Origin of the sequence: Oceanobacter antarcticus, from assembly GCF_044962685.1 — a bacterium.
Lineage (GTDB): Bacteria > Pseudomonadota > Gammaproteobacteria > Pseudomonadales > Oceanobacteraceae > Oceanobacter > Oceanobacter antarcticus.
This window is the reverse complement of sequence record NZ_JBBKTX010000016.1, coordinates 116,257-130,007: the sequence shown is the minus strand read 5'-3', so window position 1 is coordinate 130,007 and position 13,751 is coordinate 116,257. Positions and strand designations below refer to the sequence as shown.

The following is a 13,751-nucleotide window of genomic DNA, read 5'->3' as shown; positions in this document are numbered from 1 at the left end:
AAAGGTTGATGTGCTGCTGCCATTGTTCGGATTTAGTCATGAGCTGTCTCGTTGAAGAATTTGAAGACAGCTTAGAATGAATTGAGTAGTGATTTTAGATGGGGTTGTTTGAGCGTTTACGGATCAAGGCCTACATTCGCTTTCATCAACGCCAACACCCGAATGCAATGGGGTCGGCTGAGGTCATGGGTTTTCTGGATCACCTGGCATCTGACCAGCATGAGTCATAGAATAGCCAGCGAGTTGCCTCAAATGCTCTGGTATTTTTGTTCGGCGCAAAGCACTGAAAATCGCCGTAGCAAACAGTGGTATTGCAAAAAAAGTAAGCTGCCATACATTCAGGCATCGCTTTGCGACTGAGCTATTACGTTCTGGCCGGGATATTCGTACCGTACAGGAGTTATTGGGCCACAGTGACATGGCGACCACGCAAATTTATACCCACGTTATCGGGCAACATTTTGCGGGCACAGAAAGCCCGTTGGACAGGCTTTCGGGTTTGTCAACAACACCAGCGATTGTTTCTAATCAACCGTGTTGAAGCCTCTGTGTTCAACTCGCACTTTGACCGCATCCCACACCTTTGGCCAGGCAGGTATTCGTGCAGCGAATTACTCTTCCCCTGCCAGCACAATCTTGTATTGCTCACCAAAGATTTTGATGACGTTACCGTTAAGGATTTTCTTGCGCTTCTGGGTTTCCAGTATAAAAATGGCGGTTTATCGGTACGCAGATGCAGGGCGTTGAGCTTGATAAAGCCTGCGGCGTCTTTCTGGTCGTAGGCACCGGCATCGTCTTCGAAGGTAGCGGTGGCTTCGTCGAACAGTGAACCTGTAGCCTTTTCAGATGTACCACTGGATCTGAGCCGGTACGCCGCCGCTGGCCACTCCGGTGGACAGGAGGCGCGCTATAAGCCAGCTTGAACAGACCCTGAAGCGCTATCGAACCCTGCGTCTGAATGCCCTATATCTGGCCAGTCATGAACTGGAACCGCGTAATAGCAACCGGGTATAACGCAACCTGAAACAGGCTGGGTTCCCATCGGAGAAACACCTGAAAGGCTTTGACTACCACCATCAAACCACCCCATCAAACCACCCCATCAAACCACCATCAGCAAACGCCAGGTGAACGCCCTGCTGGACTTCCGCTTCCTTGACGAGCGCCACAACCTGATCCTGATTGGGCCACCCGGCGTCGGCAGGCCACAAAGCGGTGGAAGCCGGTTACCGGGTGCTGTTCCGCAACGCCCTGACCCTGTGGAGCTGGCGGAAAAGAAAGGCGAGCTGAAACAGCTGGGGGGAGTTCTTCCATGAGGACGATGTGGCGGCACCGATCATCGACCGGATTATCCACCACTCGCAGGTGTTTATGATGGGCGGTGAGAGCTACCGGCTGAAGCAGAAACTGGGCAGTTGATGCTCAGAAAGTGGATCAATTTTATTGGCCAAAGGTGGATCAAAATAGATGGCCATTGACATTCTGGTCAACAAAATCGGACACATTATTTTGCTAATTTGTCGTACTCTACGGGTTTCTGATCACCGTTCGATGAATGTGGCCGTCCAGGTTGGTTGTAGTACTTGATGCTAACCGTCACAATTGCTTCATCTGAGCCTGTGCCAGCAGGCAACCAGTCATGCTTCATCTTCGTATCTGGCCGCAATCCGAAAGACCTGACACCCGTTTTGTGAAGCACTGACGACTGTAAAGAAATTGATTCTTATCCAATTGATACCGAGCGACATTGAATGGACGCCTCCGGCATTTCACTCAAGACAACCGCCAGCGGCCTTGTTAATCTCTGCTCTTCAGCGCAAAAGCCTTGACCTCTAACAATAAGTGTCTCTTCTTCAACAAGCGCTCCACTCTTCTATTTTCAGGTATTTTTGTTATGACGTTATCTCTGGTTCTGACTGTAATTGCCGACGACAAGCCTGGCATCGTGGAAACAATGTCTGCTGTTATCAGCCGCCACAATGGCAATTGGACGGAGAGCCATCTTGCCAGTCTGGCGGGTAAATTCGCCGGTATTGTGCTGGTAACGCTGGATGAATCCGATGACGCCGGGTTGCAAACGGAGTTGGCGGCGCTGTCGGCCAGTGGTATCGAGATTAGAGCAGAACGGGGTTTGCTGGATCATGGCGATACCCATCAACTGAATTTGAGTCTGGTGGGTAACGACCGTCCGGGTATTGTCCGTGAGGTGTCTCGTGTATTGGCGTCATTGGGTGTGAATGTACTGGAGCTGAACACCGAGTGTGTTCAGGCTGAAATGTCGGCGTTGGCGCTGTTCAAGGCCAGAGCGGAACTGCAGGTGCCCGATACGCTGGATCATGAGGATCTTACCGAGGCGCTGGAGCAGCTTAGTGATGAGTTGATGGTCGAGGTAACGCCCGCCTGATCAGACGGGCATTACGTTTGTTGTCAATGGACGCTCAATTATCCCGGTCGCGTCGTAACATTACAGTCTGCCAGGTGACATTGGGGCGTTCAAGCAGATCCCCTCTCCCGGCACGTGGGGTGAGTTCTTCTACCGAGAGTTTGAGTGGCTTGGCGATGGCCCGGACTTCGACCGCACTGACCGGATACATGGGTCGTTCCGGGTCACCGGAGCCGCTTCGTAGAGTAATCACGATGACACCGGTTTCGGCCAGTAATTGCACCAGCCGCCGCAACGCCAGCGGACGATGGGCAATCGACAGGTGCATCCACACCGCCGACAGCAGGATCAGGTGATAATCTGCATTCGGCACTTTAGCCAACGGCGGCAAGGCATCGTCTATCCATGCCAGTTTGTCTTGCCCAAGTTCGAGTGCTTGTGAACGCTGCTGGCCAATATCACGCATGCCGGCAGCAGGTTCTACTGCGGTTACCTGCCAGCCTTGCTGAGCCAGCCAGCAGGCATCACGACCACAACCGGCCCCCACATCCAGTGCTCTGGCCCCCGGTTGAACCGGAACCAGTGGCAGCCAGCTTCCATGCACCTGTTCAACAGAAAGTCCGTCGTAACAATCAGCCAATCGCTTGGCATGGCGATGGTAAAAATCAACACTGGCAGTGGGGGATGGCATGACAACCTCAAAAAGAAACGCCACCGCTACGACAATCGTAACGATGGTTTGCGCTCACCCTATCACAACGCCGGTGAGGGGCAAGATTTCAGACAGCAGATCAACAAGCGCTCAGGGTTTGTTGCGGGCCTTGCGGTGTTTATCGAGTTTGATCTGACGGATGTTAGCGGTTTTGACAACCGACTCTGCCCGTCGTTTGGTGCGATGGCGAATGTCTTTCTGTTTGTCTGAGAACGGGTTTTCTCCCTGTCGGAATTCCACCCGGATCGGCGTGCCCTTGATATCCAGCACGCGACGGAAAGTATTGGCCAGATAACGTTTGTAGTCGTCTGGCAAGTCGTTCACCAGGTTACCGTGAATCACCAGTACTGGCGGATTCGAGCCACCCTGGTGAGCATAACGCAATTTGGGTCGGCGGCTGCGTACCATCGGCGGTTGGTGAGTTGCTACGGCATCTTCCAGAATCCGGGTCAGCATGTTGGTTTGCCATTTACCCATGGCCGATTCATAGGCCTGGTCCACCGACTCGTACAAGTGACCAACGCCTGTGCCATGCAGCGCGGAGATAAAGTGCATATCGGCAAAGGTGAGGAAGTCGAAACGGCGGTCGAGCTCGTCTTTGACCCGCTTCTTTTCGTCCGCATCCATGCCGTCCCATTTGTTGATGGCAATCACCAGTGCCCGACCAGCGTTGAGTACAAAGCTGAGCATGTGCAGGTCTTGTTCAACAATGCCGGTACGGGCATCCAGCACCAGAATACAGACGTGGCAGTCCTGAATCGCTTGCAGCGTCTTGATGATGGAGAACTTTTCGGCTGCTTCGCTGATATTTTTGCGGCGGCGTATCCCGGCGGTATCAATCAGGGTGTAATCCTGGCCGTGTCGCTCGTAGGGAATATAAATACTGTCGCGGGTGGTACCGGCTTCGTCATACACCACGACCCGGTCTTCCCCCAGAAAGCGGTTCACCAGAGTAGACTTGCCGACATTGGGACGCCCGACGATGGCTATTTTGATGCCTTTGACATCGAGCTCTTCGTGGACGACTTCGGTGACGTGTCCTTCTTCGTCTTCCTCCCAGACGTAGTTCCACTCATCCTCGGATCGGGCGACAGGTTCATCGTGGCTGACGCCATGCAGCTCGTCCATAACGTGATCAATCAGGGTAGAGACACCGCGATTGTGCGCCGCCGCGATCCCCAGAGGTTCGCCCATTCCCAGTTCGTACATTTCAATCAGTACCACATCGGGGTTTTTGCCGTCGATTTTATTCGCCACCAGATACGCCGACTTGCCGCTTTTACGCAGGTAATTGGCAATCATCCGATCGCCCTCGAGAATACCGGCGCTGGCATCGACCATAAAAAAGACGATGTCGGCTTCCTGTATCGCCTGAAAGCTTTGAACTGCCATGGCTTCGTCGATACCCACTTCCTCGCCGCTGATACCGCCGGTATCAATCACGATAAACGGGCGCTCACCGACCTTGCCTTCACCATATTTGCGATCGCGGGTCAGCCCGGCAATTTCCGCTACCAGTGCATCGCGGGACTTGGTAAGACGATTAAACAGGGTGGACTTGCCAACATTGGGACGACCCACCAAAGCGATGACTGGAACCATGAAATACCTCAGATAAAAAGGGGAGCCAATAAGCTCCCCGGAAAAACGACCGTGATGGCCAGTAACGACAGACTGACTATTCTGCTACCGTCACCAGCATCACGTCACCGGCATTGGTGTAGACCACAATGCCCTTTTCAGTGATCAATACCGGACTACGAACGCCAAAGTCACGACCGTGCAGCTGACGCCAGCGTGTGGCTTCTGACTGGTTAGGATAGCTGACGTGCAAGGCATTGGGAACGAGGGATAAACGCGCCAGCAAGGTGCCATCCACTTGGCTCAGGAGATAAAGAAATCCTTCGCTGTCGGTCACTACCAGGTTGTTCCGGTAGGCTTCAACAGCCCCCAGTTGACGCCCCTGCAAACCGCTCTGGGTCCAGACCGGATCACCGCCATATACATCAAAGGCCTGGATTCTGCTGTCGTCCAGGGTCAGGTATACGTTGCCCAGCGATAACGCCGGGCTGGTGTAGCTGGAGCCGTCTTCTTCCCAGCGGGTTTCACCGGTGATGGTGATCGCGGCCACTTTACCATGATAGCTGGCGGCGTAGATCAGCTTGTTGTCCACCACGACGGTGCCATCAGCATCCACCAGTCGTTCCAGCTCGGAGCGGCCTTCGGGTGTGGCCAGACGCACATCCCAGCGCGGAATCCCCAAACGTTTGTCGAGCGCAATCACCTTGCCATTCGCCAGACCCAGTATCACCAGTTCACCGGATACAACCGGCGCGGCAGTACCACGTACCGACAGAATCGGCATGGCGGTTTCGTACGACCAGCGTTGTTCACCGCTGAGCAAGTCAAAGGCAGACACCCGGCCGTCAATGGTGTGAACGTAGACGTTGCTGTCGTCCACCCCGGCGGCGGCAACAGCCTCACTGGACAATTGGGCTTGCCAGACTGGCTCTCCCTGCTGTGCCGAAATGCTGTGTAATACACCGTCATCGGTCACCAGCAACAGATTGTCTCCGGCCAACGTCAGGCCTGCTGACACTGGCATATCCAGTGTCTGATGCCAGCGTTCGCGACCGCTGTCCAGATCCAGCGACCATACCGACCCGGAGGTATCCGCGACGTAGAGTACATTACCATTGGCGACAGGCTGCAAGCGGCTGTACTGGCTGCCAGGGCCGTCACCAATACTGTTGCGCCAGACAATATCCAGACCGCTACGACCCAGAGAGGAGATATTCTCGGCTGGCGGTTGCGGTTGGGAGGAACAGGCGCCAATCAGCAAGGCAGCCAGCAAGGCACTAACACGTGCCAATATCAGGCGTGCAGGCATCAGGCGTCCTCAGCCGCGATCAGAAAATCGGCTTTGCGCTGCAACAACTGGGTATCGACCCCCAGTTCAGAGGCCGCGTCCAGAGCTTCGAGATAAGCGGTACGGGCAGCGGCTTTGTCGCCCTTACGGAACAGCGCATCCCCACGGGCTTCGAGGTACTGTGGCGCATAGGCCGGGTCTGGTACCTCACTCACCAGCGCCAGTGCGGCATCCGGGTCATTCAGTTCAACCAGTACGTCTGCCAGACGGGCCGTAGCCAGATATTTCACCGGTGCTTCTGCACTGTCGACCAAGACACGCAGCTCGTCTGCAGCACTGTTCATATCACCATTATCGGCAGCAAAACGCGCCAGAAACAGGCTGGCGAACTGGCTGTAACTGCTGCCACTGAAGTCGTTTTTCAGTTTTTCGGCCAGTACCACGGCTTCTTGCTGGGCGGCTTCATCATGGGTGGTTATCGCGGCGGCGGCTTTTTCTGTCATGGTTGTATACAGTGCTGACGCGGTTTCACCGGTTGCCTGTTGCTGATCCTGGTAGAAGTTCCAGCCCATCCAGCCACTGGCTACCACTATGATGGAAACGAGTGTGCTTTTGCCGTGCTCATTCCACCAGCGCTTGAGCATTTCTGCCTGTTCTTCATCCGTACGCAGTTCCGTCATGTCCTGGCTACCTTATTCGTATTCGTTATGTTCATTCGATTTTTATTCGAAATGTATTCAATATGTGTATGACTGAGCGAGTGTTAGAGAGGTTACAGCATTGCTTCAGCCAGCCAGTCTGACAAACCGGCCTGCGCAACGGTTTGCTGTTCGGCATCGTTGCGCAAATCTTTGATAGTGATCTGCTGCTCGGCCAGTTCGCTTTCACCGAGTAACAAGGCAAAGCGAGCGCCACTCTTGTCGGCTTTTTTCATCTGGCTCTTGAAGCTGCCACCACCGCAGTGGGTTTGTATCCGCAGCCAGCTGTGCTCTTCCCGCAGGTTATCAGCCAACAGCAAAGCCGTCAGATCGGCACCCTCACCCATGGCACACAGGTACAGATCAACGGTTTGGGTAACCGCAGGTGGAATCACGTCCAGGGTTTCCAGCAACAGGATCAGGCGTTCAACCCCCATCGCAAAACCCACTGCTGGCGTCGGTTTGCCACCCAGCTGTTCCACCAGACCATCGTAACGACCACCGGCACAGACCGTACCCTGGGAGCCAAGCTGCTCGGTGACCCATTCAAACACGGTCTTGTTGTAGTAATCGAGTCCACGCACCAGACGCTGGTTGATTTCGTAGCGAATACCGGCAGCATCGAGAATAGCGCGCAGTTTGGCAAAGTGCTCCCGACTGTCGTCATCCAGATGGTCATGCAGCTGCGGCGCATCAGCCAGCAGCGCCTGGGTGTCAGGGTCTTTCGAATCCAGTACCCGCAGCGGGTTGCTTTCCAGACGACGCTGGCTGTCTTCATCCAGCTGGTCTTTGAACTGACTGAGGTATTCCACCAGTGCGGCGCGGTATTCAGCCCGTGCGGCGTTGCTGCCCAGGGTGTTCAGTTGCAGTGTGACCGCATCGGTGAGGCCGAGTTGCTGCCACAAACGGGCGGTCATCAGAATCAGTTCGGCGTCGATATCGGGCGTGCTGATGCCAAAGGTTTCCACTCCCACCTGGTAGAACTGGCGGTAACGGCCTTTTTGTGGCCGTTCGTGGCGGAACATCGGGCCGGTGTACCACAGCCGTTGGGTCTGGTTGTAGAGCAAGCCGTGTTCTTCACACGCACGGACGCAGCTGGCGGTGCCTTCCGGGCGCAGCGTCAGGCTGTCACCGTTGCGGTCTTCAAAGGTGTACATTTCTTTTTCGACGATGTCCGTCACTTCGCCAATGGAGCGTTTGAACAGATTGGTCTGCTCGACAATCGGCATACGGATTTCGTCATAGCCATGTCCAGCCAGCAGATTCTTGACCGTACCTTCCAGGTACTGCCACACCGGGCTTTGAGCAGGTAGAATGTCGTTCATGCCGCGGATGGCTTGTATTTTCTTGGCCATAATCTCTGGGTTATTCCTGTAGTTCTGCAGTCTCAAGTGCTGCTTTGTTTTGCGGTCTCAGCTGGAGACAATCAGATGTTCACGTTCTTTGTCGAGCTGGTCGGCACGTTCACGAATCAGACGTTCGAGATCATCTACCAGGGTATCGTTATTCAGTTTGCCCGCCGGTTTGCCGTCGATGTACACCAGGTTAGGCTGACCACCGGCCAGCCCCAGGTCGACTTCTTTGGCTTCTCCTGGCCCATTCACCACGCAGCCAATCACCGCCACGTCCATATTGGTACGGATGTCTTCGACCCGGCTTTCCAGGTCGTTCATGGTTTTGATGACGTCAAAATTCTGCCGTGAGCAGCTTGGGCAGGCAATAAAGTTAATGCCACGGGAGCGCACTTTCAGCGACTTCAGCATATCCCAGCCGACCTTGACCTCTTCAATCGGGTCGGCCGCTAATGACACTCGAATGGTGTCGCCAATGCCATCCCATAACAGCAGACCAAGACCAATAGAGGATTTTACCGTGCCACCGCGCAAGCCACCGGCTTCGGTGATGCCCAGGTGTAACGGTTGTTCGATCTGGCTGGCAATCTGACGATAAGCGGCCACCGTCATAAAAATATCCGATGCTTTCAGGCTCAGTTTGTATTCCTGAAAGTCGAGGCGATCGAGAATGTCGATATGGCGCATGGCGGATTCCACCAGCGCTGCGGGGGTTGGCTCACCGTATTTCTTTTGCAGGTCTTTTTCCAGCGAACCGGCATTAACGCCAATGCGGATCGGGATATTGTTGTCACGTGCGGCATCCACCACTGCCCGTACCCGATCTTCACGGCCAATATTACCGGGATTGATACGCAGGCAATCGACACCCAGTTCGGCAACCCGCAGGGCTATGCGGTAATCGAAATGAATATCGGCTACCAGCGGAATAGTGACCTGCTTGCGAATCTGACCAAAGGCTTCTGCGGCGTCCATGGACGGCACCGAGACTCGTACGATATCGGCTCCGGCGTCCTGAGCCCGTTGAATTTGCGCGACGGTAGCGGCTACATCGGTAGTTTCGGTGTTGGTCATGGTCTGAATCGAAATCGGTGCATCACCGCCAACAGCGACGTCGCCCACCATGATCTTGCGGCTTTTGCGACGTTTGATCGGATTTTCAAAATGCATCAGTCTGTCTCGCTCGCTTGTGCCTGTGATCAATCTTTGGCGCTGCCCAGGGATTCCTGGTACAGGCGATACTCGTTGGAGTCGGGGAATTGTTTTTTCAATTGCGTCGCTAACCCAATCACTTTGTCGGTATCCTGGTAAATGGTCGCCAGTTTGATACCCAGCCACAGGCTGTGAGACGTGTGACGGGTGTTACCCTTGGCCACCAGTCGATCCAGCCGGTCAAAATACTTGCGTGATTCGCCGTAACGCTGGGCCTCGAACAGCAAGGTCGATGCGTTCACCAAAGCGTCAACATTGTACGGCGACAAACGCAGGGCTTCGAGATAACTATCAATCGCTTTTACTGGCTCATTCTGGCGGTAATAGTTCATTGCCAGATCGTTGTAGGCGTTGGCACGACCGTCGTAATAACGATCACCGGCTGCAGTCTCAAGCCATTTTTCGGCCTTATCGTATCGCTGCATCTGGGCATACAACCGCCCCAGGTGATGTTTTGCGGCGGCGTAAGAACTGTCGTTGGAGATCGCCTTGCGCATAAACTCTTCCGCTAGGTCGTATTCTCCTTCCATTTGCCAGACCAGCCCCATCGCGTCGTTGGCCGGTGCATGGTCAGCATCAATCGACAGCGCCTTTTGCAGCCGCTGACGGGCCAGATCCGGGCGATTCTGTTTCAAATAGCCAAAACCGAGCTGGGTATAGTTTTCCAACGCCTTGTCCGGGTTCTTGTTTTTTTGCAAACGGCTTTCGGTGGTAGTGACACAGGCCGTCAAAACCAGCGTCAGGGTAATCATGAGCAGTTGCTGCAAGGTGTTGCTGAGTTGTCTCATACCTGAGGGCCTTATTGGTTGGAATCCAGTTGCACCGCATTGATATAGCGCTCGCTGCGGCGCGTACGATCCTCGACCTTGCCTACCAGCTGGCCGCAAGCGGCATCAATATCATCACCGCGTGTCGAGCGTATCGTTACAATATGATTCTGACTGACCAGATGATCGCGGAAACGGTAGACACGATTATTACTCGGACGTTTGTAACCTGAATTCGGGAACGGATTAAATGGGATCAGATTGATCTTGCAGGGCACCTGTTTCAGCAGTTCAGCCAGCTCGATGGCATTTTCCAGGCTATCGTTCACTCCTTCCATCATGGTGTATTCAATGGTGGCTTTGCGACGATCAGGCAGTCTGGCCAAATAACGATTGGTCGCGGCAATCAACTCGGCAATCGGGTATTTGCGATTGATTGGCACCAGTTGGTTACGCAGCTCGTCATTCGGGGCATGCAGAGACACAGCCAGGGAGACATCGGTCACTTCACCCAATTTATCCATCATCGGCACCACACCCGACGTACTCAGGGTTACCCGACGTTTGGACAAGCCGTAGGCGTTGTCTTCCATCATCAGGTGCATGGCGTCAACCACGTTGTCGAAATTCAACAGCGGTTCGCCCATGCCCATCATGACCACGTTGGTAATACGACGTTCACGCCGTTCACCTGGTCCATGAAAGCTCATCGCAGCAACGTACACCTGGCCGATAATTTCGGCCACACTCAGATCGCGGTTAAAACCCTGTTTGCCGGTGGAGCAAAAGCTGCAATCGAGCGAGCAACCAATCTGTGAGCTGACACACAGGGTGCCGCGTTCTTTTTCGGGTATGTAGACGGTTTCAATCGAGCTGCCGCCAGGCATCCGCATCACCCATTTGCGGGTGCCATCGGTAGAAATATCTTCGTAGACCACTTCAGGCAGGCGTATTTCTGCGATCTCAGCCAGTTTGGCGCGCAGGGGCTTGCCCATATTGGTCATTTTTTCAAAATCGGCTTCGCCATACTGATGGATCCACTTCAGCATCTGCTGGGCACGGAATTTCTTTTCACCGATAGCGATGAAAAAGGCTTCCATTTTCGCTGGAGACAAGCCCAGCAGATTGATCTTTTGAGTGGTATCGGTCATCAAGCTGTTACCTGGCGTAGCGCTTCCGAGCAGGAAAATACAGAACGAACGGGAGCAAACCGCTCCCGTTCAGACAAAATCAACGGGCGCAGATTTCGTCGGCAGAGAAGAAATACGCGATTTCACGAGCCGCAGATTCGGCAGAGTCAGAACCATGTACAGCGTTGGCGTCAATGCTTTCAGCGAAGTCAGCGCGGATTGTACCGGCAGCGGCTTCTTTCGGGTTGGTAGCACCCATCAGTTCGCGGTTCAGCAGGATAGCATTTTCGCCTTCCAGCACCTGTACAACAACCGGGCCGGACGTCATAAAAGCAACCAGATGCTTGTAGAAAGGACGTTCCTTGTGCTCAGCATAGAAACCGCCAGCTTTGTCGTCGTCCAGGCGAACCATTTTGGCCGCAACGATGCTCAGACCAGCCTTTTCAAAACGGGCCATGATGTCACCGATTGCATTTTTGGCAACTGCGTCTGGTTTAACGATAGACAGCGTGCGTTCAACAGCCATGTGTTTGCTCCAATAGTAATAAGGTATTCAGGGGTTTAAAAATCCGGCGGATTATACGCACGTTTTGATGAAAGGTGTACGCGTGTGACATCTCTCTGACATCACACTCAACGTCAGACCCGGCGGGTTTGTTGGCGTAACAACGTCACAACCCGGCTAACCTGCTCAATGGCGAAGTCAATATCCGCCGCCGTGGTGTAACGGCCGATACTGAAACGCAACCCGGCATGCGCCAATCCGTTGCTGCGACCAAGCGCCTTGAGCACATAGGAAGGCTCCACACTGGCAGACGTACAGGCCGACCCGGACGACACCGCAACCTGAGCCAGGGAGGCCAGCAGGATTTCGCCATCAACTCCGTCAAACGACAGGTTCAGGTGTCCGGCAACACGCTGCTGCGGATGGCCATTAAGATACACATCCCCCAGCGCCAGTAACGCCTGTTCCAGACGGTCACGCAGCGCACGAATCCGTGCTACTTCTTCCGTCAACTGCTCGGCCACCTGCTGCGCGGCGGTGCCGATACCGACAATCTGGTGCGTTGGCAGCGTGCCCGAACGCATGCCGCGCTCATGGCCACCACCATGAATCTGGGCATCGACATGGGCTTGTGGCTGACGCCGCACGTACAACACCCCCATGCCCTTGGGGCCATAGAACTTGTGCGCCGATACCGACAGCAGATCGACTCGCCAGTGGTTCACATTGACTGGTAGTTTGCCGACCGCCTGGGCTGCATCGACATGCAACAGCGCCGGATGATCACTGAGCTGCGCCGCCACCGCCGCGATATCGGTCAAGGTACCAATTTCGTTATTCACCGCCATCAGCGATACCAGCACGGTATCGTCTCTCAGCGCATCGCTGACCTGGCGGGGATGAATCAGGCCATCCGCATCCGGTGCCAACAAGGTAATGTCTACGCCCTGCTGTTTCAGCCAGTTCAGGGTGTCGAGTATTGCCTTGTGCTCGATGGACGAACTGATGATATGACAGGACTTGCCAGGATGATGGCGACGGTAATATTCAACCACACCCTTGAGCGCCAGGTTGTTGCTTTCTGTCGCTCCCGAGGTCCAGACAATTTCACGCGGATCGGCACCCAGCAGGTCGGCTACCTGACGACGGGCTTTTTCAACCGCCTGCTCAGCCTGCCAGCCAAAACGATGGGAACGCGATGCCGGATTGGCGAAATTGCCATCCATGGTCAGGCAAGCGGCCATGGCTTCGGCAACCACCGGATCAACCGGTGTGGTGGCAGCGTAATCGAGGTAAAGGGTTTTCATTGCAAATCCAAATCACGTCAGGCGGAGGTAGTATTGTGGCGACTCCGCCACGCGGGTCAAGACATCGACAACCAGTACCGTCAATAAATATTGGCAACCGCCAATCCGGGCAGAATCGCTCTGCAGTATCGGTGTTGTGTCAGCTGTTATCAGTGCCGGGCATGGCGGCCAAGAGCAGAACGCTGACCACCGCGCAGCAGCATATATCAAAGCTGCTCAGCCATTCATGGCGTCAGACAAGAAGGCCTTGATACGATTACCCGACTGCATATCCTGACGGTGTGCCGTATTCTGGATCTCTTGCCTGACAATCAGCTCTTGCAGACTGATCGCTGACAGAAAGTCGTGAATCTGGTCACTCAGGTCAAGCCACAGATGATGGGTCAGGCACTCGTGTCCTTCCTGACAATCGCCGCGCTTGTTGCAACGGGTGGCATCCATAGACTCATTAACAGCGTCGACGATTTCCGCAACATTGATGGCACCCAGCTCACGACTGAGGCGATAACCACCGCCTGGGCCGCGCACACTCGATACCAGTTCACAACGCCGCAAACGTGCAAACAATTGCTCCAGGTACGACAGCGAGATGCCCTGCCGACCCGATATATCATTCAGGCTGACAGGGCCATTCTCAGCGTGAATGGCCAGATCCAGCATGGCAGTCACCGCATAGCGGCCCTTGGTTGTCAGTCGCATATAACACTTCCTCCGATCGGATCGGCATTATGTTTATATCCGACTAATACCGTCAACTATTGCAGTCAACTATATCGGCATAAAGTCCGTCAATTTGGCCCGCTTCAAGTCTCTCGG

Annotated in this window: 14 protein-coding genes and 1 pseudogene; 4 read left to right on the top strand and 11 right to left on the bottom strand. The window is 54.5% G+C overall.

The features are described 5' to 3' along the window. Positions 1-98: 98 nt before the first annotated feature. The 4 genes and pseudogenes from WG929_RS13855 to WG929_RS13835 all read left to right on the top strand — a co-directional run bounded on the left by WG929_RS13855 (position 99) and on the right by WG929_RS13835 (position 2,404). Entirely contained in the window at positions 99-230 is a 132-nt protein-coding gene (locus WG929_RS13855; RefSeq protein WP_416206516.1) for a phage integrase N-terminal SAM-like domain-containing protein, read from the top strand. Between the two features lie 32 nt (positions 231-262). After that, positions 263-541 carry a tyrosine-type recombinase/integrase gene (locus WG929_RS13850; RefSeq protein ID WP_435873320.1) on the top strand — a complete coding sequence of 93 codons (279 nt, stop codon included), beginning with the start codon at positions 263-265 and terminating at the stop codon, positions 539-541. A gap of 764 nt (positions 542-1,305) precedes the next feature. Beyond that, positions 1,306-1,419, top strand: a pseudogene (locus tag WG929_RS13840) (ATP-binding protein); the annotation flags it as partial. 475 nt (positions 1,420-1,894) lie between these two features. Beyond that, a complete protein-coding gene (locus WG929_RS13835) occupies positions 1,895-2,404 on the top strand; it encodes a glycine cleavage system transcriptional repressor (RefSeq protein WP_369857466.1) in 510 nt (169 codons plus the stop codon). Positions 2,405-2,438: 34 nt separating this feature from the next. Here WG929_RS13835 and WG929_RS13830 read toward each other — a convergent pair whose 3' ends face one another. The 11 genes from WG929_RS13830 to iscR all read right to left on the bottom strand — a co-directional run bounded on the left by WG929_RS13830 (position 2,439) and on the right by iscR (position 13,634). Next, a complete protein-coding gene (locus WG929_RS13830; protein WP_416206514.1) occupies positions 2,439-3,074 on the bottom strand; it encodes a class I SAM-dependent methyltransferase in 636 nt (211 codons plus the stop codon). 111 nt (positions 3,075-3,185) lie between these two features. Further along, on the bottom strand, positions 3,186-4,697 hold the full coding sequence (gene der / locus WG929_RS13825) for a ribosome biogenesis GTPase Der (RefSeq protein WP_369857464.1): 1,512 nt from the start codon (positions 4,695-4,697) through the stop codon (positions 3,186-3,188). 76 nt (positions 4,698-4,773) lie between these two features. Further along, the gene (bamB, locus tag WG929_RS13820) at positions 4,774-5,985 is read right to left on the bottom strand and encodes an outer membrane protein assembly factor BamB (protein ID WP_416206513.1); all 1,212 of its coding nucleotides are present in this window, start codon (positions 5,983-5,985) and stop codon (positions 4,774-4,776) included. Then, the gene (locus WG929_RS13815; RefSeq protein WP_416206512.1) at positions 5,985-6,644 is read right to left on the bottom strand and encodes a YfgM family protein; all 660 of its coding nucleotides are present in this window, start codon (positions 6,642-6,644) and stop codon (positions 5,985-5,987) included. Before WG929_RS13815 ends, bamB begins: the two co-directional genes overlap by 1 nt. 92 nt (positions 6,645-6,736) lie before the next feature. After that, the gene (hisS, locus tag WG929_RS13810; protein ID WP_416206511.1) at positions 6,737-8,017 is read right to left on the bottom strand and encodes a histidine--tRNA ligase; all 1,281 of its coding nucleotides are present in this window, start codon (positions 8,015-8,017) and stop codon (positions 6,737-6,739) included. 57 nt (positions 8,018-8,074) lie between these two features. Next, positions 8,075-9,184, bottom strand: coding sequence for a flavodoxin-dependent (E)-4-hydroxy-3-methylbut-2-enyl-diphosphate synthase (gene ispG / locus WG929_RS13805; RefSeq protein WP_416206510.1), 1,110 nt, complete (start codon positions 9,182-9,184; stop codon positions 8,075-8,077). A gap of 29 nt (positions 9,185-9,213) precedes the next feature. Further along, the gene (locus tag WG929_RS13800; RefSeq protein ID WP_416206509.1) at positions 9,214-10,014 is read right to left on the bottom strand and encodes a tetratricopeptide repeat protein; all 801 of its coding nucleotides are present in this window, start codon (positions 10,012-10,014) and stop codon (positions 9,214-9,216) included. 11 nt (positions 10,015-10,025) lie between these two features. Beyond that, positions 10,026-11,144: a dual-specificity RNA methyltransferase RlmN gene (gene rlmN / locus WG929_RS13795; RefSeq protein WP_416206508.1), complete on the bottom strand. Its 1,119-nt coding sequence runs from the start codon at positions 11,142-11,144 to the stop codon at positions 10,026-10,028. 79 nt (positions 11,145-11,223) lie between these two features. Continuing rightward, the gene (gene ndk / locus WG929_RS13790) at positions 11,224-11,649 is read right to left on the bottom strand and encodes a nucleoside-diphosphate kinase (protein WP_416206507.1); all 426 of its coding nucleotides are present in this window, start codon (positions 11,647-11,649) and stop codon (positions 11,224-11,226) included. 113 nt (positions 11,650-11,762) lie between these two features. After that, positions 11,763-12,935 carry an aminotransferase class V-fold PLP-dependent enzyme gene (locus WG929_RS13785; RefSeq protein WP_416206506.1) on the bottom strand — a complete coding sequence of 391 codons (1,173 nt, stop codon included), beginning with the start codon at positions 12,933-12,935 and terminating at the stop codon, positions 11,763-11,765. A 216-nt stretch (positions 12,936-13,151) separates the two neighbouring features. After that, the gene (iscR, locus tag WG929_RS13780) at positions 13,152-13,634 is read right to left on the bottom strand and encodes a Fe-S cluster assembly transcriptional regulator IscR (protein ID WP_369857455.1); all 483 of its coding nucleotides are present in this window, start codon (positions 13,632-13,634) and stop codon (positions 13,152-13,154) included. Between the last annotated feature and the right edge of the window lie 117 nt (positions 13,635-13,751).